Origin of the sequence: Paludisphaera mucosa (assembly GCF_029589435.1) — a bacterium.
Taxonomy (GTDB): Bacteria; Planctomycetota; Planctomycetia; order Isosphaerales; family Isosphaeraceae; genus Paludisphaera; species Paludisphaera mucosa.
Genome location: NZ_JARRAG010000002.1, coordinates 2,710,558 through 2,729,810, shown reverse-complemented (window position 1 = coordinate 2,729,810; position 19,253 = coordinate 2,710,558). Strand labels below are relative to the sequence as shown.

Annotated in this window: 15 protein-coding genes, 1 tRNA gene and 1 pseudogene; 10 read left to right on the top strand and 7 right to left on the bottom strand. The window is 67.9% G+C overall.

What is annotated here, in order from left to right; translation table 11 throughout:
• Positions 1–2: 2 nt before the first annotated feature.
• Positions 3–2,081: a UvrD-helicase domain-containing protein gene (locus tag PZE19_RS20115; protein ID WP_277862388.1), complete on the top strand. Its 2,079-nt coding sequence runs from the start codon at positions 3–5 to the stop codon at positions 2,079–2,081.
• 145 nt (positions 2,082–2,226) lie between these two features.
• On the opposite strand, the gene PZE19_RS20110 is transcribed toward PZE19_RS20115, so the two are convergent.
• Positions 2,227–2,727, bottom strand: coding sequence for a hypothetical protein (locus PZE19_RS20110; protein ID WP_277862387.1), 501 nt, complete (start codon positions 2,725–2,727; stop codon positions 2,227–2,229).
• A gap of 191 nt (positions 2,728–2,918) precedes the next feature.
• Here PZE19_RS20110 and PZE19_RS20105 point away from each other — a divergent pair, with 191 nt between their 5' ends.
• The 8 genes and pseudogenes from PZE19_RS20105 to PZE19_RS33120 form a co-directional block, all read left to right on the top strand.
• Entirely contained in the window at positions 2,919–3,713 is a 795-nt protein-coding gene (locus tag PZE19_RS20105; RefSeq protein WP_277862386.1) for a hypothetical protein, read from the top strand.
• Positions 3,714–3,902: 189 nt separating this feature from the next.
• On the top strand, positions 3,903–4,142 hold the full coding sequence (locus PZE19_RS33125; protein ID WP_368411312.1) for a helix-turn-helix transcriptional regulator: 240 nt from the start codon (positions 3,903–3,905) through the stop codon (positions 4,140–4,142).
• A complete protein-coding gene (locus tag PZE19_RS20100; protein WP_277862385.1) occupies positions 4,139–4,351 on the top strand; it encodes a helix-turn-helix transcriptional regulator in 213 nt (70 codons plus the stop codon). The genes PZE19_RS33125 and PZE19_RS20100 overlap by 4 nt, the downstream gene beginning before the upstream one ends.
• Entirely contained in the window at positions 4,351–6,072 is a 1,722-nt protein-coding gene (locus PZE19_RS20095; RefSeq protein WP_277862384.1) for a DUF3987 domain-containing protein, read from the top strand. The genes PZE19_RS20100 and PZE19_RS20095 overlap by 1 nt, the downstream gene beginning before the upstream one ends.
• Positions 6,073–6,151: 79 nt before the next feature.
• On the top strand, positions 6,152–7,384 hold the full coding sequence (locus PZE19_RS20090) for a CHC2 zinc finger domain-containing protein (RefSeq protein ID WP_277864378.1): 1,233 nt from the start codon (positions 6,152–6,154) through the stop codon (positions 7,382–7,384).
• Positions 7,385–7,419: 35 nt separating this feature from the next.
• Positions 7,420–7,638: a hypothetical protein gene (locus PZE19_RS20085; RefSeq protein WP_277862383.1), complete on the top strand. Its 219-nt coding sequence runs from the start codon at positions 7,420–7,422 to the stop codon at positions 7,636–7,638.
• 210 nt (positions 7,639–7,848) lie between these two features.
• On the top strand, positions 7,849–8,769 hold the full coding sequence (locus PZE19_RS20080) for a hypothetical protein (protein ID WP_277862382.1): 921 nt from the start codon (positions 7,849–7,851) through the stop codon (positions 8,767–8,769).
• 120 nt (positions 8,770–8,889) lie between these two features.
• Positions 8,890–9,918 (top strand): annotated as a pseudogene (locus tag PZE19_RS33120) (site-specific integrase); the annotation flags it as partial.
• 368 nt (positions 9,919–10,286) lie between these two features.
• Here PZE19_RS33120 and PZE19_RS20075 read toward each other — a convergent pair.
• Positions 10,287–10,359: transfer RNA gene (locus tag PZE19_RS20075), tRNA-Lys, on the bottom strand.
• A gap of 198 nt (positions 10,360–10,557) precedes the next feature.
• On the opposite strand from PZE19_RS20075, the gene PZE19_RS20070 reads away from it, so the two are divergent.
• On the top strand, positions 10,558–11,328 hold the full coding sequence (locus tag PZE19_RS20070; protein ID WP_277862381.1) for a UvrB/UvrC motif-containing protein: 771 nt from the start codon (positions 10,558–10,560) through the stop codon (positions 11,326–11,328).
• A 9-nt stretch (positions 11,329–11,337) separates the two neighbouring features.
• Here PZE19_RS20070 and PZE19_RS20065 read toward each other — a convergent pair whose 3' ends face one another.
• The 5 genes from PZE19_RS20065 to PZE19_RS20045 form a co-directional block, all read right to left on the bottom strand.
• On the bottom strand, positions 11,338–12,231 hold the full coding sequence (locus tag PZE19_RS20065) for a dihydroorotate dehydrogenase electron transfer subunit (RefSeq protein WP_277862380.1): 894 nt from the start codon (positions 12,229–12,231) through the stop codon (positions 11,338–11,340).
• Positions 12,228–14,162, bottom strand: a complete 1,935-nt coding sequence (locus PZE19_RS20060) for a pseudouridine synthase (RefSeq protein ID WP_277862379.1) — start codon at positions 14,160–14,162, stop codon at positions 12,228–12,230. The genes PZE19_RS20065 and PZE19_RS20060 overlap by 4 nt, the downstream gene beginning before the upstream one ends.
• A 689-nt stretch (positions 14,163–14,851) precedes the next feature.
• Positions 14,852–15,265: a DoxX family protein gene (locus PZE19_RS20055; RefSeq protein ID WP_277862378.1), complete on the bottom strand. Its 414-nt coding sequence runs from the start codon at positions 15,263–15,265 to the stop codon at positions 14,852–14,854.
• Between the two features lie 223 nt (positions 15,266–15,488).
• On the bottom strand, positions 15,489–16,274 hold the full coding sequence (locus PZE19_RS20050; protein ID WP_277862377.1) for a Calx-beta domain-containing protein: 786 nt from the start codon (positions 16,272–16,274) through the stop codon (positions 15,489–15,491).
• Between the two features lie 812 nt (positions 16,275–17,086).
• A complete protein-coding gene (locus tag PZE19_RS20045) occupies positions 17,087–17,872 on the bottom strand; it encodes a Calx-beta domain-containing protein (protein WP_277862376.1) in 786 nt (261 codons plus the stop codon).
• Positions 17,873–19,253: the final 1,381 nt, after the last annotated feature.

Genomic DNA, 19,253 nt, shown 5'->3' with positions numbered 1-19,253 from the left:
CCATGGAATTCCGGATCGCCGACACTTTCACCGACAGCCTCGCCCGCCTGACGGGCGACGAGCAGAAGGCCGTCAAGACGACCGCGTTCGACCTGCAGCTCGACCCGTCGAGCCCCGGCATGAGCTTCCACAAGCTCGACCGCGCCCGGGACAAGAACTTCTGGTCGGTCCGGGTCAGTGGGGATCTCCGGCTGATCGTCCACAAGACGGTCGACAGCCTGCTGCTTTGCTACGTCGGCCACCACGACAAGGCCTACGAATGGGCCGGGCGCCGCAAGCTGGAGATCCACCCCAGGACCGGGGCGGCCCAGCTGGTCGAGATCCGCGAGACGGTCCGGGAAGTCCTCGTCCCGGCTTATGTGGAGCCGGAGGCACCGAGGCCGTCGGCCGCCGAGACCTTGCTCTTCGCGAAACTGACCGACGACGAGCTGATGGGATACGGCGTGCCGCACGAGTGGCTGGGCGACGTCCGGTCCGCGACGGAGGATACGGTCCTCGCCCTGGCCGATCACCTCCCCGGCGAGGCTTCCGAAGCGATCCTAGAGCTGGCCACGGGCGGCAAGCCCCGCGTCAGCCAACCCAAGCCGCCCGGCGCGAGCCCGTTCGACCACCCCGACGCCCTGCGGCGGTTCCGCGTGATGGCGGACGTCGAGGAGCTGCGACGCGCCCTCGACTTCCCTTGGGAGAAGTGGACCGTCTTCCTGCATCCCGATCAAAGGGAATGGGTGGGACGGGACTACAACGGCCCGGCCCGGGTATCCGGGTCGGCCGGCACAGGCAAGACCATCGTGGCCCTGCACCGGGCCGCCCACCTGGCCCGCTCCAATCCCGAGGCCCGCGTCCTGCTGGTGACGTTCACCGACACACTGGCCAAGGCTCTCGACACCAAGTTGCGGCGACTCCTCTCCAATGAGCCGCGACTCGCCGAGCGAATCGACGTCCATTCTTTCGACGCCCTGGGCCTACGGCTGCACAAGGCCCGCATCGGCCCGGTAAAGCTCGCGGACCGCGTGCTTGTCGACGAATTGCTGAGCGAGGCTTCGCGAGCCGTCGGCGAGCCCAAATACAGCCGTCAATTCCTCGCCACGGAATGGGAGCAGCTGGTCGACGCCTGGCAGCTAGAGACGTGGGAAGCGTATCGCGACGTTTCCCGTCTCGGTCGGAAAACGCGGCTCCCCGAGGCCCGCCGTCAGGTGCTCTGGTCGATCTTCGAGCGGGTCGGCGAAGGCCTGAAGGCCCGGAAGGTGATCACGCAGTCGAAGCTCTTCACCGCGCTGGCGTCAGCGATGGCCGGCAGTGAGAATCCCCCTTTCGACTTCGCGGTCGTCGACGAGGCGCAGGACCTCAGCGTCTCCCAATTGAAGTTCCTCGCCGCGCTCGCGGGGGATCGTCCCAACGCCCTGTTCTTCGCCGGAGACCTTGGACAGCGGATTTTCCAGCAGCCGTTTTCGTGGAAGTCCCTGGGCGTGGACGTACGCGGTCGCTCGCGAACCCTGCGGGTCAATTACCGGACGTCCCACCAGATTCGATCGAAGGCGGATCGGTTGCTCGGCCCGGAAGTCCGCGACGCGGATGGACTGGGCGAGAAGCGTGGCGACGCCGTCTCCGTTTTCAACGGCCCTCCCCCTGTCGTCCGGGTCTGCGAGGACGAGGAAGCTGAGATCCGAGAAGTGGGAGGTTGGCTTGCCGAACGGGTGGAGTCCGGAGTCCTACCCCACGAGATCGGCCTCTTCGTCCGATCCGCCGCCGAGCTGGATCGCGCCATCGCCGCCGCAAGCGCCGCGGAGGTGCCGTACAAGGTCCTCGACGAACACGTCGAGACCGCGAGCGGACGCCTCTCGATCTGCACCATGCATCTCGCGAAGGGCCTGGAGTTCCGCGCCGTCGCCGTGATGGCCTGCGACGACGAGGTCATCCCGCTACAGGAGCGGATTCAGACCGTAGGCGACGACGCGGACCTCCAGGAAGTCTACGACACCGAGCGCCAGTTGCTTTACGTCGCGTGCACCCGAGCGCGAGATCATCTCCTCGTCACCAGCGTCGAGCCCGCATCCGAGTTCCTGGACGACCTCCGGAGTTAAGGGCTGCGACGCATTTCCAGCCCGCGCCGACATGCCCGAAGCAACCAAGGTCGGCATCCTGGCAATGCCCCTCGGGTGCGAGCCATGACTCGCCCCCGGACCAATTGGCTTGCGTGAAAAGCGAATTCAGCGCGAAAAGCACCACTCAACGCTTCAGGCCGAGACGCCGGATCTCTCCGACCCCCCAGCGGTACAACCCCTCCTGTCGACCCGGTTGGCGAGTGAATGCTCCCGGATCGTACACCGCCAGCCAGACCGAGGACGCCCACGAGCGCTGTCGCCGCTGGTCCGGGTAGCGGACACCGAGGCATCGGCCGCACGCGACCCTCCCCGAGGGGGCTACGAGCAGTTTCCGACATCCTCGGCCGCAGCCCTCGCAGGTCAGTAACCATTGCCGGTAGCCCCGGATCGCGGTCGCCCGGGACGTCACTTCGCCCCGGTAAGAGCCACGTTCCCAGACGACCGACAGGATACCGCCGCCGCCACTCAGGAAGGCCTGAGCCGTCGCCTGGACCTGCTCGTCGTCCCGGTCGTCCTTGAACAGCCGGAACGCGCCGTGGCTGAGCCAGTCGTCTACGAGGATGTGACGCCGCGTCAGCTCAACCACGCTGAGCGCGAGACAATGTCCGCGAAGTAGCTTCGGCATAGAAGCCCCCTCCCCAGAATCGACGAAATCACTCGGCCTATATCATCTACACGTCGCGGCCGGGCTTCCTGTACAATAGTATCGCGGGACGGCTTCTCGGGTGGCCACCTGGGAAGCCAAGCGGACCCGGCCGGCGCGTTCATCACCTGACGCCGCGGCCGGGTTCGGCCCGCGATTCAGGTGATCTCGACATGTCCGATCCGACCCGAGACGGCGACGACGCCCACCCCTGCAAGTCGCCGATCGTGCTGCGTCCCACTCTGATGACGCGGTTCGTCTCCAGGCCGCTCCCCCCGGCGTGGCCGGGCGGCGGGCCCCGGTTCCCCATCGACGCGAGATTCTATCTGGCCGCGCTCCGGGCTGAAATGGCATGGCTGATCTACTCGGCGACGCGATTCCACGACCTGATCTCGACCGACGGCGTGTCACCACCCGACGGGATTTCGGTCCACGCGTTGGCGACCGAGGTTTGGAGTCGCACCCGGGCTTTCCTCCACTATAGCGACGGGCTGATGCGGGTCATGGGGTGCGGCCTTCACGAACTCGACGGCCGTCTTCGCGTGGTCGGAATGCCGGAATCGTCTACCGACCTGTGGACGATCCACGGCATCGTCGATGCCATAAAGTTCAAGCATTCGTCGGATGTAGACTACGCCCGATACATCTCCACCCCCGCGCGGTTGGCGGGACTGATCGCCCTGATCGACGGCCTACCGCCGTTTGAGTTTGATTTCAGCATCCTTGCCGAGCCCCCGCCCCCCGCGCCGTCTCCAAAGCCACGTCAGGAAGCGACCGTGACGGGTCCCCCTCGCAGAGGCAGGCCCGCTGATACCGACCCTAACATGGACAAACGAATCTTCGATGCGTGGAGGACCGGTCGCTACTCGACTTACGGGGGATTGGCCGTCGACTTCGACATCACCGTGAATGACGTCCGAAAGGCCATAGACCGCCGCCGGAAACGCGCCGGAAAAAAGCACGCCTGAAATCCACGTCAAGAGCGGATCATTATTCCGGCACCGGAATTCATGATCTGCAATCCCCGTCAGATACTGACGACGCGATGCACAACGCCGGAATAAATCGCTGGAATAAATCAGATTTCTGTTCCGTCGGTGACACTCCGAGTCGAGCACGGGCGAACGATCGCCCCGAATCTCGTTTCGGAGAAACACATGCCTCCTCAAAGCCAAGAGTCCGATTCGTCCGACGTCCTTCTCGATGGCCGCGAAGTCGCGCGCCGTCTCGGCTGTTCCCTACGCTCCGTCTACAGGCTGGCCGACGACGGAATCATTCCGCGCGGGTTCAAGCTCGGCGCGCTGCGGCGATGGTCCGCCTCTGGGATCGACCACTTCATCGAGCACGCCTCACAAGACTTCCGCCGCGAGACTGATGGGCAAGGAGGTGGCTCTTGAACTCCACCCCGCGCCCCGACGCCGCCCCGGCCTTCCTGGAACCCCTGTTGAGCATCGAGGACCTGGCGGCCGCCCTTTCGTGCTCGCGCCGCTTGGTCGAGCGGATGCGGGCGGCCGGGAAGTTGCCGAGGCCGGACCTCCACGTCGGTCGGATGCCGCGGTGGCGGCGGTCGACGTTCGTGCAATGGATCGCTCAGGGGGGCCGCTGATGAACCTTGGCTTCTATAACGCCTGGTGCTTCGCCCGGCTCCTGGCGGACCACACGCTCAACGGCGAGCTAGACCGGATCGACGACCGATTCCGAGCCTTGGCGAACCGGATGAACGCCGCCCCTCTCGGCGGCGGTCGCCAGAAGGTCTTCGACGGAGCCTGCGCCGCCTGGGACGACGCAGTATCCGAATCGCTGGTGCAGGACATCTGCAACGCCGACCCCGACGGCCCCGAGCCGGCCGACCACTCGCCCGAAGAGTGGCCGCCGCTCCGACTAGGCGAGCTGCCGAGCGTCGAATCGTTCCCGGTCGACGTGCTGCCGCCGCCCGCCGCGGACCTCGTGCTGGAGGGCGCGTCCGCGATCGGCTGCCCGATCGACTTCCTCGGAGTCCCGCTCCTCGCCGTGGCCGCCGGGGCGATCGGCCGTTCCGCCTCTCTCAAGCTCAAGGACGGCTATTTCGTCGGGGCGTGCGTCTTCGCGGCCCCGGTCGGACCTCCGTCCGACGGGAAGACTCCGGCCCTCAAGGCCGTCTCGGCTCCGCTGCGGGCGATCGACGAGGTGCTCGCCCTGGAGCACTCCCAGGCGATCGAGCGATGGAAGGAAGAGTACGAGCGGCCTGGACCGGACGGCAAGAAGCAGTCGAAGCCTCCCGCTCCTCCGCGGCCCAGGCGGATCGACGTGGACGACGTCACGATGGAGGCCCTGCCGCTGATCCTCGCCGACAACCCACGCGGCCTGGTCATGGTCCGCGACGAGCTGACCGCCCTCGTGATGGGCCTGAACCAATACAAGGGCGGCAAGGGGAACGACCGTGCGGCCGTCTTGAAGATCTGGTCCGGGGACGCACTCAAGAAAGACCGGGTGGCCCACGAGAACCACGAGCCGATCCGATGCCCGCACCCCATGATGTCGATCGTCGGCGGGCTGCCGCCGGACATGCTCGGCGAGATCGTGGACGGCAAGGGGAGGGCCGACGGGTTCATCGAGCGGTTCTTGTTCGCCTACCCCGACTCCCTCCCGGTGCCGGAATGGTCGAACGCCGGAGTGCCCGAGGTCGTCGCAGAGGGATGGCGACAGGTCGTCGGCCGCCTCTGGTCGCGTCCCATGAACTACAAGGACGGTCGGGACGTCCCGCACGTCGCATTCTTCACTCCGGCCGCCGCCGCGGCCTGGCGACGCTCGTACGACGCCCATTCGGTTGAGATGAACTCTTCGGACTTCCCGCCGACCTTGCGGGGGGCGTGGGGGAAACTGCGTGACTACGCCGGCCGGCTCGCCCTGATCCTCGAACTGCTCCACCATGCCGCCGACCCGACCGCCGACGAGTCGGCCGTCCCGGACGTCGGCGAGAGGACCGTCGAGGACGCATGGCGGCTCGTCGCCTACTTCAAGAGCCACGCCCGACGAGTCCACTCCGTCGCCCATTCGGGCTGCGAAGGCCCCGAGGCGAAGGCCCTCAACGCGCTCGTCGCTTGGCTCCGCGAGAAGGGGATGGCGTCGTTCAACGAGCGCGACGCGAAGAAGGCCCGGGAGTGGATCACGCCCGACGACCTGTCGAAGGCCTTGGTTCGGATGGTCAAGGCGAACGTTATTCGCCCGAAAGACCTGCCGCCTCCCGGGTCGGCCGGCGGCCGCCCGAAGTCTCCCGCGTACGACGTCAATCCCGCCTTGGCACCCGGACAAAACCGCCAGAACCGCCAAAACCACATGACGCCATGAACGCGAATTGTTCGCAGCCCGGGTTCTGTCGGTTCTGGCGGTTTTGGCGGTCGTGTACAAGGAGAGAGTAGCCGTGGGAATGAAAGCCCCAATCTCCGGTTCCTGGTCGGTGCAAGTGCCTCGGAGCCGGTTCGATTGGAAGTCGATCCGGGCCCAAGTCGACCTCCCCACGCTGGCAGAGGCGCTCTTGGGGCCCCCGGTCAAGAGGGAGAGCGGGCGGTCCCTCTGGCGATGCCCGTTCCACGATGAGCGGTCTCCATCATTCGGGCTGGAGCCTCGCCGACCGCACTGGAAATGCTTCGGGTGCGGCAAGGGCGGCGATGCGGCCGACCTGGTCGCCGAGATCGAGCACCTGGAGTTTCCCGCCAGCGCCCGACGGGCGGCGGAGATCGTGGGGTTGTACCTCCCCGAGTCCGGGACGTACCAACCGCCGAAACCAAAGATCCAGGCTCCGCCCCCTCCGCCCAAGCCGAGGGGGTTGGGTCAGTCGTCCGGCCGGAAGCTCGTCGAGAACGCCCTGGAGGCCCTCTGGAGCGACTCCGGGGCCCGATGGCTGGAATACCTACGGGCTGAACGCGGATTGCAGGACGAGACGATCAGGGCCGCCCGGCTGGGCTGGACGCCGCGGGCCGACCTGGTGACTCGGGAGGGCAAGCCTTACACCGCATCCGGGATCGTGATCCCCTGGTTCGACGGCGATCGCCTGGCCTGCATCAAGCTCCGCCGGACGGACGGGCGAGACCCGAAGTATCTGGAGATCCTCCGCGACGCTCCAAAGGCTTTTCCCAACCTCGCCAGGGTGCGCCCCGGTTTCCCTCTCGTGGTCGTCGAGGGCGAATTCGACGCCTTGCTGCTCGGTCAGGAGATCGGAACTCATGCGGCGGTCGTCACGATCGGGAGCGCATCCAGCGCCCTGACCTCCGGGCTGTTCCGGGCGCTACTCCCCGCCTCTCCCTGGTACCTGGCGACCGATGCCGACGATGCGGGCGATAAGTTCGCCGCGGGATGGCCCGCTCGGGCGAGGCGGATCAAACCGTTCGGAGGTGTGAAGGACTGGACCGACCTTCATGCCACCGGGTTCAACCGCATCCGGTACCACTGGTTCGGCCTGCTCCCGTTCCGTCCCTCTTGGGAGGAATTGGAATCCCAGCGATGGGGAGACGAGCCCGCATCCTCCGAAGTGCCATGGGCCGATCAAAACCCTCAAAACCAGGGTTCTGAGCCTAACGACGACGTCCCGATCTCCCTCGAATGGCTCGCCGAGTTCAACGCCGGCCTCAGCCGAAACCTAGGCAGATGCGACACAACCTAGGCAAATCTGACACCCTACGCGCGCGAGGAGATTCGATGACCAGGAAGCAGCGAGCGTTCATCTGGTATTTCTTCGAGGGGCCCGGGCGTTTCAAGCCGACCCGCGCCGCGCGTTACGCCGGCTACGCCTGGCCGCAGAAACAGGGCTGGGTGCTCTACCACCATCCCAAGATCCGGCCGGCGATCGACGCCGAGATGCTGCGTCGCTTCCCCCCAAGGGCCCGCGGAGCGAACCGGGATCGCGTCGAGATGTAGTCTTCGGACAAGTCCCCCGCGCACGCAAGGCCGAGCCGCTACCACGAAATCGGTGGTTGACCGGTAGGGCCGCCACCGTGAAACCGGTGGATAACAGGTGGCCCGTCGCCACAAGAACTGGCTAGGAACTGGTGGACCGCCTCGGGCCGACGCGCGAGCGGGGCAGCGTGGAATTCCCCGCGAGGTGGGTTATCGAGGGACGGGCCGAAGATGCACCTCAAGCGGATCAAGAACGGCTACTACCTCTACCAGTCCGTGCGGGCGGGCGACCGCTTCACGAGCCGATGCCTCGGGCCGGTCCCCGCGGACCTGGTGCCTCGCATCCGCGACCTGGAGCGAGAGCGACGCGACGAGGCGACCGCCGCCGCGCTGAAGGCGAGTCGCAAGGTCGAGTCCGACGCCAAGGCCCGGGACGAGGCCGAGCGGATCGCGAAGGATCGGGCCCGGCCGATCCGGGCGTTCGGCGCGGAACTGGACGAATGCCGGCGGGAAGCCGACGCGGCCGTCGCGGCGATCCTCGGCGTGCTCGGATACCGCCGCCATCATCGCGGCGAATGGCGAAGGAGACGGGACGTGGAATCGAAGGTCGGCATATTCATTGAGAAGGGCCTTGGCCCCCGGTCGGAGTTCCGCGAACTGATGCGATTCTCCCGCCTCGGAGACGACGCGGCCGAGGCCCGGGTGGCGGAATTGGTCGCGACGGCTAGGGATCGTAAGGGAGACCTCGCCGAACTCGCCGAGCGCTCCCTCATGGAGATCATCCCGACCTGCGTGGCGGGCGGCGACTCCCGCGCCGCGGTCGAGCATTACATGGAGGGCCTGCGACGCGAACTGGCCCCACCGGGCTCGGGCGTGGTGGTCGAGCTGCTGGCGTCGCGCGCCGTGCTGGACTGGCTGCACGTCTCGGCCTGGGAGCAGTGGTTCAACTACTTCTCGCGCGAGGTCTCGCAGAACGCGAAGGCCCTGAAGGCGTACCAGAGCTGCTTCGACAAGGCGGTCGCCCGATACCAGCGGTCGTTGCTGGCCGTCGCGAGAGCGAGGCGATTGTCCCTGTCGGTCGTCGTCGCCCAAGTCAACGTGGCGTTGGAAGGCGGGCGGCAGGTGAACCAGCTCAAGCCGCTGGGCGAGTGAGAGAGATCGTCTAGATTGCAACCAACGAGCCCCGTCGATACTGTGAGGGGCGGAGACGGGGCCGCTTGCGACGACCCCGCCCCCTTGATTCGACCCTGAGTTGAGCAGGAGACGAACCCGATGGCGAGTCTACGAAAGCGCGGCCGCGTCTGGTACTACCGATTCGTCGACGCCGACGGCGTGAGCCGCGAACGGAAGGGATGCACGGATCGAAGGGCGACCGAGGACCTGGCCCGCGCCGCGGAGTCCGAAGCCGCGAAGATCAAGGGCGGGTTGGTCGATCCCCGAGACCTCGTCCGTCGTGAGCACCAAGGGCGGCCGATCGAGGAGCATCTCGACGCCTACAAAGCCCACCTTTCAGCGAAGGGATCGACACCCAAGCACATCGCACTGACGGCGAGTCAGGCTCGGAAAGTCTTCGTCCTGGCCGGGGCCGCGAGGTTATCCGACCTGTCGGTCGATAGCATCCAGGACGCGTTGAAGACTCTCCGGGACGAGGGATTGTCTTTGGGGACGGTCAACAGCCATCGTACGTCCGTACGGGCGTTCTCGAAGTGGGCGTGGAAATCAGGCCGGTTGGCGTCCGACCCGCTGGCGAGCGTGACTGGCTACAACGCCAAGGAGGACCGCCGACACGATCGGCGGACCCTCGGCCTCGACGACCTGCGAAAGCTCATCGAGACCACTCACTACGGCCCAGTCTGGCGGCAGACGACGGGGCCCGGCCGAGCCCTCTGCTATCGACTGGCCGTCGCCACCGGACTCCGGTACGGCGAAATTCAGAGTATCACGGCCGCGTCATTCGACTGGCGATCGAGCCCGCCGACCGTGACCGTAGCGGCCGGATACACGAAGAACGGCGACCCGGCGACGATGCCGATTTCGGCCGACCTCGCCGAGGACCTCCGAGGCTTCGTCGTCAACCTCCCCAGGGGAGAGCCGATCTTCCGACTCAACGACGATCGGGGGGCGGCGATGCTACGGACGGATCTTGCTCGCGCCGGCATTCCCTACCGCGATGCCGCCGGGCTCGTCTACGACTTCCACTCTCTTCGTTGCCAACTCGCCACCAACGCCGACGCCGCAGGAATCAGCCCGCGGGTCGTCCAGCGTCTCATGAGACATAGCACCCTCGAACTGACCGGCCGCTACACTCGACCCCGGGCCGTCGACGTCGAGCGAGCCGCCCTGTCGCTCCCCTCTTTACAACCCTTGGAGACACCGCAAAGCGCCCCGTCGGTGAAGGCCGCAACCGGAACCGATGGCATTGCCCACCAGCTCGCATCGGTAGGTGAAGGCTCGGCCGTGTCAGACGCCGAGAAACACGGGCCGGAATGCGGACGCATAAGCGAAGTCTTTGCCCATCATTTGCCCATCGTAGGGGACGGACTGTGGCGGCAACCGTCGGAGACTGACGGACCGACGGTCATTGATAGGAAGTCGGGCGAAGTGGGTTTCGCCCGAGAAAAGACGGGGTTTGACGGCCCCCGTCGGCCGGATGCGGACGATGTCGCGAATGCCCCCCGTAGGACTCGAACCTACAACCCGCTGATTAAGAGTCAGCTGCTCTACCAATTGAGCTAGGAGGGCGGTATGGCAGGTGGGATTGATAGGAACATCATGACGGGTCGGCGGGGCGAATGCAAGAGAGGCGCGGGCGCGAATTCGGGAAATCGCCCCGGAGAGGGCGGCGTCGCGGGACGAGTAGGATTCGCTTCGCCGGGGGGCTATAATCTTCCAGGGGGCGACCGGAGAGGGGGGGCCAGGGACGTGTCGGGGGGCTGGCGGATGCGGAAGGATTTGGACGACGTCATCCAGGGGTGGCCGTACGACCCCGAGCCGGGCGAGGTTCTGGCGCGCGAGGTCCGGGCCCGCGACGGCCGCAACGTCGTGCAGATCCGGATCGAACTCGGCGTGCTCCAGCTCGAGGTCGCCGGTCGTCCCGACGGCTCGCGGCCTCACGGAGCGACGACTTATCTGGATTACCTCCGCTACCACGCCGCCAACCGGACGCCCGGCGACGGTCCCGGACCAGGCTGGACGATGGCCCAGCATCACTGCGTCGAGGCCGACCGGGAGTTCGTCCAGTTCTACCATCGCCGGATGGCGTGGCTGTCGCTCCGCCGGTATGAGCTGGCGATCCGCGATTCCGATCACACGCTGGCGCTGATGGATTTCGTCCGAAAACATGGCGCGGACGAAGATTACATCGCCTCGCACGAGCAGTTTCGGGGCCTCGTCCAGTTCCACAGGGCCCAGGCGCAGGCGGCCATGGCCCTGGAACGACGGCGGCCCGAGGAGGCCATCGACGCTCTCCGCGACGGCGTCGAAAAGCTCCTTCTCCATCAGCGTACCTGGTGGGAAGAGCGTGACGCGACTGAATCGCCCAATCCCTCGCTCATCGAGCAGCTTCGGCTCAATGAGCAGGAAATCCGCCGGAACTTCGCCGTCGAGAAGACGCTGCGCGAGCAGCTCGACGAGGCGGTCGCACGCGAAGATTACGAGCAGGCGGCCCGCCTCCGCGACCAGATCCGCGCCCAGGCCAAGACTCGCCGCTGACCGCCTGGTTCAGTGCGACGGTCGAGACCAGTCGACCCTGTCGGCCGGGAAGACCGGGCCCTCGACGCAGACTCGACGCAGGTCGGGTCGGCCGTCGTCCTGGAGGATCGGGGTGACGCAGCTGAAGCAGGCCCCGAAGCCGCAGGCCATGTGATTCTCCAGGGAAACGTCGCAGGCGACGCCGTGCGCCTGGGTCAGCCGGGCGACCCCCGCAAGCATGGGCGGGGGGCCGCAGGCGACGACCTTCGCGGGCCGGTCACCGGCTTCGAACCGATCGGCCAGGAGTTGGGTGACGAACCCGTGGCGACCGGCCGAGCCGTCGTCGGTCGCGATCTCGACGCCGATCCCCGCGCGCTCGAAATCCTCGACGCCGGCCAGCAATCCGGCCGATCGGACGCCGTAAAGGAGCGTGGCGGAGGAGACCGTCGTCGCTCTCCCGGAATCGGAGGGGTCGCCGTAAGTCGCTTTGCCGAGCCAGTCTCGACCCAGGGCCAGGAAGGGCGTCTGGCCGATGCCGCCGGCCACGAAGAGGGCCGAACCGGGGCCGGGCGAGGGGCCGAACCCGTTGCCGAGCGGGCCCCAGACGTCGACCCGGTCACCGGGTCTGCGGCGCGACAGCGAGTCGGTGCCCCGGCCGATCACGAGGTAGACGACCTCGAACGAGGTCGGTTTCCCGGAGGAGTCGTGCTGGACGTCGTAGAGGGCGAACGGCCGGCCGAGCAGGGGGTCGTCGGTCCCTTCGGCCGCCGCGCGGACCATCACGAACTGGCCGGGGAGGATCCGCCGGGCGATCTCGGGGTCGGCGATCCGGAGCCGGAACGTGCCCCGCGCGACCTCCTGGTTCTCCAGGACGGTCGCGGCGGGACGCATCAGGGCCCGGCTGGGGCTAGGGGCCTCGCTCATGCCTCGTCGCCCGGCCGCTTTCGCTTGACGCCGGCCGCCTTACGCAATGGCCGGCGCTTGGGCATCGGCCGCTTCGAGGGCGGTGCGGGGCCCGAGGCGTCGTTCGTCGCGCGGTAGACCTGGGGGTCGAGCCCGATGATCCGGCGGCCCTTCGGCTCGGATGTCGGCGGCGGACCCGAGTCGACCGGCGGCCGCTTCGAGGGCGGCGGACCCGCCGGCCGAGGGATGCGGATCGCTCCCGGCGGCCGCGGCCCGGAAGGACCGGGACGGGTGCCGGCTGCGGGCCGGGCCGGCCGCTGCGACGGCGGGGGGCCTTCGGGTCGACCCACCGGGCCTCCGGGCCGAGGCCCCTGCGGCGGCCCGTCGGGGCGATACGCCTGGGGCCGCTGCGGCGGTCCCCCCGCGGGGCGGTATCCCTGCGGGCGGGGCGGCGGGCCTTCGGATCGATAGCCTTGGGGGCGAGAAGGTGGGCCCCCCTCGGGGCGGTAGGCCTGGCGGCGCGGGGGCGGTCCATCGGGACGGTTACCCTGCGGGCGCGACGGCGGGCCGCCTTCGGGACGATAGCCCTGGCGACCTGCGCCGGCCGGTCGCGGGGGCGGGCCCTCGGTCCCCTCGTCAAAGTGGGGCCGCGGCGGGCGGACGCCGCTCGGCGAGCGTTCCGGCTTCGCGCCGCGGGGACCGTCGGGACGACCCTGGGGAGGTCCCCCGCGTCGCTGTGAAGGCGGCGGGCCGAGGGCCTCGATGTCGACCTCCTGCCCCTGGGCCAGGCTGGGGTTCGGGTAGCGATCCCCCACGGGCCGCGGTCGGCCCGGAGGTCGGCCCGGGCCCTGATAGCGGTCCTGGCCCTGGTGCTGGTTGGGGCGCGGACTGCGGCCCCGGGGGCGGGCGTCGCTGGAGAGGTCGCGGGGCGGCGAGATGTTCACGCCGGAGGCGACCTTGCGGAGCATGTCGACCTCGGTCCGCGAGAGCGGCCGGGCCTCGCCGACGAGCAGCCCCTTGAGGCTGATCGGGCCGATGGAGACGCGGGTCAGCGTCATGACCTTGTGGCCGAACTTGGCCAGCATCCGGCGGATCTCGCGCTTCTTGCCTTCGGCCAGGACGAGTTCCAGCACGGTCGCCTCGCCCTGGGAGGAGACGATCCGGGTGCGCTTGGCCCGGACCTTGCCGTCCGAGAGCCAGACGCCGTCGGTGAGCCGGGCCAGGATGTCGGGGCTGGGGGTGCCCGCGACGACCGCGCGATAGACCTTCTCCACCCCGTATCGCGGATGGGCGAGGCGGTTGGCGAGGTCGCCGTCGTTCGTCAACAGCATCAGGCCCGTGCTCTCCTCGTCGAGCCGACCCACGGTGTAGACGCGCTCGGGGACTTCGGGCAGCAGGTCGACGACCCGCGGGCGGCCGGCCGGGTCTTCGTTGGTGGAGACGTATCCCTTGGGCTTGTTCACGGCGTAATAGACGTGGCGCTCGGCCTTGAGCTTCTCGCCGTCGACGGCGATGGCCGCCTGGCCGGGATGCACTCGCGCGCCCAGCTCCTTGACCGTCTTGCCGTCGACCGTGACGCGACCCTGGAGGATGTACTCCTCGCACGCGCGGCGCGAGCCCAGCCCGGCCTGGGCGAGGACCTTCTGCAGGCGTTCGCCCTTCTCGTTCTCGGGGCTCGACGCGACCTGGTCGCGCCGGGGTTTCCGGGGCGTGAGATCGCCCGAAGGCCGGCGCGGCCCCTTGCGATCGCTGTACCCGCCCGGCGGCGGTCCTTGACCTTGCCCGGGGCCCGCACCGGGTCGACCCGGCTTGCCGCCCGGGCCGAATCGCTTGGGCTTGGGGCCGGACCCCGAGAGGCTGCGCAGCGGCCCGCCCGGCGGTTTCGGACCGCCCCCTTCCTTGCGAGGCGGTCGGCCTTTACCGCCGCCCTGATATGATCGTCGCTCCGCCATGGCCCACGCTCCTCGTCTTCAATAGATGCGGCAGCGAACGGGCCACCGGAACCGATTCGACCGGCCCTTCGAGGGCGTTGCACCCCCCGGGCGGCGAGACATCCTTCATCTTACGATTTTCCGCCCCGGTTTCACCAGCGGGCCTGCTCAATTGGATACGACTTTTGGGATGGCTTCGATTTGGCTTGGTTCGTCCCGGCCATCCCGACGCGATCGCCGCCGAGCCTCAGCGTAAGTCCCATCGTTCCAAAATTTTAATATGCTCTCGCGCGTCGTCGAGTTGGCTTCGTTCCGCCTCAACAGAGATGGAATTTCGAGTCGTCTCAAGTCGTCGCGCCAGCCGGCCGCTCGAACGATCCCGCCGGCGGGAATTCGCGAGGTGTATCCGGCAAGTCCCGCTCGGACCCGCTCGCGCGTTGGGACGGGCCGACGTCGGGTGTCGCTCGGATCGAGTTTGTCGATACTCATCGCCGCCCTGACAAATGCCATCGGTGTGCCGAGTTCGCGCGGAACCCTTACTCATCCTACGATGGAATTCGACAATGGATCGGAGATTCATCGTCGCCGCCCCGCGAGCGGGAGGGCCTCGGGTGCTGGGGATCACCTTCCGGGGCGGCCCGATGGGGGGCGTCGGAAGGCATGGGGCCCATGGACTTCGTCCGCCGCGTGATCGACTCGGAGCCGAGCGATTACCCGCGCGGGTTTCGCAGCGGGATGAGCGACCGTAGGCGAGGCTCGCGGAGATACAGCCCGCCCCAGACGAAGGCCGCGATGAGGCTCGGAAATACGACCGGGAACGCCGGACCTCCCATCCGAACGTGGGTCCAGGTCGCGCCGCCGAGATAACCGGTCAGCAGGATCGCGCCCAGGACCGACGTCCGGGGCAGGGCGTAGATCAGGGTCGCGACCACCAGCACGACGCCGAGCCCGGGAACGACCCGCAAGGGGATTTGCAGCTCGGCGCTCGCCTCCAGGACCGGCTGCGCCCTGGCGATCTTCATGACGCCGTCGAGCAGCAAGAAGACGATGGCAAGACCCGACAGGACGCGTCCGGTCCAGAAGGCGCCTCGTGCGACGTCGGGCGTCGGAGTTTCGCTTGTCATGGAGGCCCCTCATCTCGACATCGAACCGTACGGACGATCCGGCCCTACAGCGGCAGGAGCCTCGTGGGGCGACCACACATCCAGCCCCTTTGGGTTCGGAGGATCCCAAAGGGGCTGGTGAAGTCAAGACACGATCGTTGATCGCGACGTCGTGTGGGCCGCTCCCCGTCAGTCGTACCCGGTGCGGCCGATCTCGCAGGATGGGGGACGACGGGCGTGCGGATCAGGCGCCGAAGACCAGCGTGCCCGCGGCGGTGCCGCGGGCGAGGGCCGCGGTGGTGCCTCTCAACCTCACCAGGAACTTCTTCTCGGCGACCGGCGTGGGCGTCCCGTAGATCGTCACCGAGAACGTCTTGCTCGTCTCGCCGGGGGCGAACGTGAACACCTGCGTGCTCGCCGCGTAGTCCACGCCCGCGACGGCCGACCAGTTCCCCGTCGCCGCGGTCACCGTCACGGGCGCCGCCTGCGCCGCGTTCAACGCGATCGTGAAGCTCATCGTCCGGCTGCCTCCCAGCCCCCGACTCATCCGCACGTCGGCCACCGACAACGCCGGGGCCACCGCCGTGTCGTCGTCGACGATCGAGCCCAGGCCGGTCGCGCCCGAGAGGATGGCGTTGATCGGGTTCGAGAGGTTCATCGTGAACGACTCGGTCGGCTCGGGGAGCGCGTCGGGCACGATCGTCACGGGCACGGACTTGGCGAGCTCGCCGGGGGCGAACGTCAGCGTCCCGGAGGCCGCGACGTAGTCCGACCCCGCCCGGGCGGTCCGGTCGGCCGTGTTGTAGGAGACCGTCACCGGGACCGTCGAGGGGATCAGCAGCGAGACGGTGAAGCTCATCGCGGGGCCGGCGCCCCCGGTCCCCTCGACGACCCGGGGGTTGCCGATCGTCAGGGCCGACGCCAGCAGCTCGCGCCGCTCCATCGGTTCGACGGCCGGGCGTGTGCGGAGCGTGGTGGCACGAGGGGCGACCGATCGTCGACGACCGGGTACGAAGCGTTGAATCATCATATCGTGCTCTCCCTCGTGTTCGGCGAGGATATGCGACGTCGCATGTCGAGATCATCGCTTCGAGAACGCATCAGTTTCGGAAGGCATCGCAACCCTAGGTCGAGACTTGAGTGACGGCTTTGGTTTTTTCCTCGTGCGGGAGAATACGCACATCGAACAAGCATGGAGTCGTTCCAGGGGTGTCGGCGGGGCCGCATGCATCTTTGAGATGGTTGAGCACGCGGTCATGGCTGAGCGCGGCGTTGTAAGCCATCTGGCAGACGTGCCGGCGACATTGCACCGCTCGATCCATCACGAACTTGTGAACGTTAGGCCATCACATTCGGCGAGTTGCAGCCGGTCCCGCAGCCCGCCGAGATCGTCGACTCCGCGGATCGCACGGGATGTGCGGCCAGAGAAGGGGTGCATATGATTTAATGATCGCATTGCGACATAAACAGTTGGGCGACCTTCCCTCGGCGCTGATGGTGGATGACTTGCTACACGCGGTCGGCGCTGGATCCTGCCGGGTCCGCGAAGGCGATCCATCGTGCACGCCTCCGCTTCAGGCGGACGTGCTGCGACGCGACGCCTGCTGCCGATCCGCGGGAGCCGACCGGCGACGTTCGGCCGCCGGCCCCGCGCCGATCGCCTTGGCTCGACGGACGTCGATTCGTCGCCCCGCAGGCTGTTGCGAATCCTCCGCGACCAGTTCGCACGAGACGGAGACTCGTGAGGGGGGGACGCTGATGTCGTCCTCGACTCACGGGACCGGGGCGGTCGCGGCGAAGCTGCGCACCGCCCGGCCCCGGCGAGGTGTCGGCTCCGTTTCGTCAGGCGCCGAAGACCAGCGTGCCCGCGGCGGTGCCGCGGGCGAGGGCCGCGGCGGTGCCGCTCAACCTCACCAGGAACTTCTTCTCGGCGACCGGCGTGGGCGTCCCGTAGATCGTCACCGAGAACGTCTTGCTCGTCTCGCCGGGGGCGAACGTGAACACCTGCGTGCTCGCCGCGTAGTCCACGCCCGCGACGGCCGACCAGTTCCCCGTCGCCGCGGTCACCGTCACGGGCGCCGCCTGCGCCGCGTTCAACGCGATCGTGAAGCTCATCGTCCGGCTGCCTCCCAGCCCCCGACTCATCCGCACGTCGGCCACCGACAACGCCGGGGCCACCGCCGTGTCGTCGTCGACGATCGAGCCCAGGCCGGTCGCGCCCGAGAGGATGGCGTTGATCGGGTTCGAGAGGTTCATCGTGAACGACTCGGTCGGCTCGGGGAGCGCGTCGGGCACGATCGTCACGGGCACGGACTTGGCGAGCTCGCCGGGGGCGAACGTCAGCGTCCCGGAGGCCGCGACGTAGTCCGACCCCGCCCGGGCGGTCCGGTCGGCCGTGTTGTAGGAGACCGTCACCGGGACCGTCGAGGGGATCAGCAGCGAGACGGTGAAGCTCATCGCGGGGCCGGCGCCCCCGGTCCCCTCGACGACCCGGGGGTTGCCGATCGTCAGGGCCGACGCCAGCAGCTCGCGCCGCTCCATCGGTTCGACGGCCGGGCGGATGGGACGGGAGACGGTGCGGCTGGCGGCCGGGCGGCGACGTCCGGGGATGAGGCGCGCGATAAGCATACGAAGCTCTCTCATCGAGGTGATTGATCACGGGAAATGTCTGGGGTCGGGCGCCGTCGCGGCGAATGCGCAGCGGAGCCGGGTGACCACCCGACGATGGGCCGGGGGTCATGTCGAGAATCCGGGGTCGAGCCTTGAGGGTGAAGAGATCCACGTCGAACGGGGACGGGGCCGCCCGACGTCTATTCGCCGAGCTGCATGCATCGTCCTTATCATCGAGCCTGCGAATGCGGTCGGGGGCGGCGTTGGACTCGCCGCGACGACCCGTCGGACGACCACGCACAGGGTGGTCGATCGGGAGGCGACGCCCGTTCGTCGACGAGGTCGCATCCACAGATCGACATGAAGTTAGCGGCGTGTCCGGGCCTCGTCAAGCGCCGTGCGAAATAATATGCGGATTTTCCCACAGCCTGATTCGATGGCTGTATGCAGGCCCGGAATCGCGACGGCATAATAAAACGTGTGCGAACATTCATAGAACGAATCGAACGCCCGCTCGATCGCGGCGGCGGTCCGAATTCATTAGTTATTCAGAATTCATGATATTTAGAAGTGATGGCCGGCCACCCCGGGTCGGCGCGCGGGCCGATGCGGTGGCCCTTGGTCGGAGGCCGGACGGGCCGGCTCTACACCATGGCGCCCGCGGCCTTCGCACCCCGGCTACGACCCCTTGACCGCCCCGATTCGCGTGGCAATCGACGGATTTCCCGCGCGCAGCTCGGCGTCCCCACACGACCCGTTAGGGCGCGGCGCCGCCGAGGGAAGCGAAGGGGCGGGTCGAGCGGCGCTTCGCGGGCCGCGTCCCGACGGCCCGCTCGACCGGATCGATGGTCCGTGTCGTGCGCGCGCTCCGAGCCGTGACGACGACCCGGCGGCCCGCTTCCGGGACCGACGCTTCGCCGCCGCGCGGCCTATCGCAGCCCGCGTCGCCGGGCACGATCTCGCGCTCGGTTCGATCGCAGATCAGACCCTGCGTGACGATCCCGACGTCGTCGGGTCGGGCTAGACTAGGCGAGTCTCGTCGGAGCGGGGCCGGCCTGGGCCTCCGCGGCCCTTTCCGACCGAGGCGAGTCGAATCCACATCAGCCAGACAATTTTTTTCTCATCTTTATATATTAACATACGTTTAATTCAATCCGCCGCTCATCCCTTCCCTCGAGCCTATCTCGGGGCTGGATCTGGGCGCAGGATGCGGCGAAGGCGCAGGATGCGGCGAAGGCGCTTCGAAGCGGCGTCGCCATTCCGCGTTCAGGGCGCAGCCCCCCCTGAATCCTCGCCCTGCCCCAGGACCGGATGGCGCGGACCGACCCGAGCCCGACCGCTCGAATCACTCGGCGGTGGGGCGTCCCGAGAGAATGACGCGAACCGGTCCGGGCGATGT

Coding starts and splice junctions, on each gene's coding strand:
- PZE19_RS20115 (WP_277862388.1), top strand. CDS start 3: ATGGAATTCCGGATCGCCGACACTTTCACCGACAGCCTCGCCCGCCTG.
- PZE19_RS20110 (WP_277862387.1), bottom strand. CDS start 2,727: ATGCCGAAGCTACTTCGCGGACATTGTCTCGCGCTCAGCGTGGTTGAG.
- PZE19_RS20105 (WP_277862386.1), top strand. CDS start 2,919: ATGTCCGATCCGACCCGAGACGGCGACGACGCCCACCCCTGCAAGTCG.
- PZE19_RS33125 (WP_368411312.1), top strand. CDS start 3,903: ATGCCTCCTCAAAGCCAAGAGTCCGATTCGTCCGACGTCCTTCTCGAT.
- PZE19_RS20095 (WP_277862384.1), top strand. CDS start 4,351: ATGAACCTTGGCTTCTATAACGCCTGGTGCTTCGCCCGGCTCCTGGCG.
- PZE19_RS20090 (WP_277864378.1), top strand. CDS start 6,152: ATGAAAGCCCCAATCTCCGGTTCCTGGTCGGTGCAAGTGCCTCGGAGC.
- PZE19_RS20085 (WP_277862383.1), top strand. CDS start 7,420: ATGACCAGGAAGCAGCGAGCGTTCATCTGGTATTTCTTCGAGGGGCCC.
- PZE19_RS20080 (WP_277862382.1), top strand. CDS start 7,849: ATGCACCTCAAGCGGATCAAGAACGGCTACTACCTCTACCAGTCCGTG.
- PZE19_RS20070 (WP_277862381.1), top strand. CDS start 10,558: ATGCGGAAGGATTTGGACGACGTCATCCAGGGGTGGCCGTACGACCCC.
- PZE19_RS20065 (WP_277862380.1), bottom strand. CDS start 12,231: ATGAGCGAGGCCCCTAGCCCCAGCCGGGCCCTGATGCGTCCCGCCGCG.
- PZE19_RS20060 (WP_277862379.1), bottom strand. CDS start 14,162: ATGGCGGAGCGACGATCATATCAGGGCGGCGGTAAAGGCCGACCGCCT.
- PZE19_RS20055 (WP_277862378.1), bottom strand. CDS start 15,265: ATGACAAGCGAAACTCCGACGCCCGACGTCGCACGAGGCGCCTTCTGG.
- PZE19_RS20050 (WP_277862377.1), bottom strand. CDS start 16,274: ATGATGATTCAACGCTTCGTACCCGGTCGTCGACGATCGGTCGCCCCT.
- PZE19_RS20045 (WP_277862376.1), bottom strand. CDS start 17,872: ATGCTTATCGCGCGCCTCATCCCCGGACGTCGCCGCCCGGCCGCCAGC.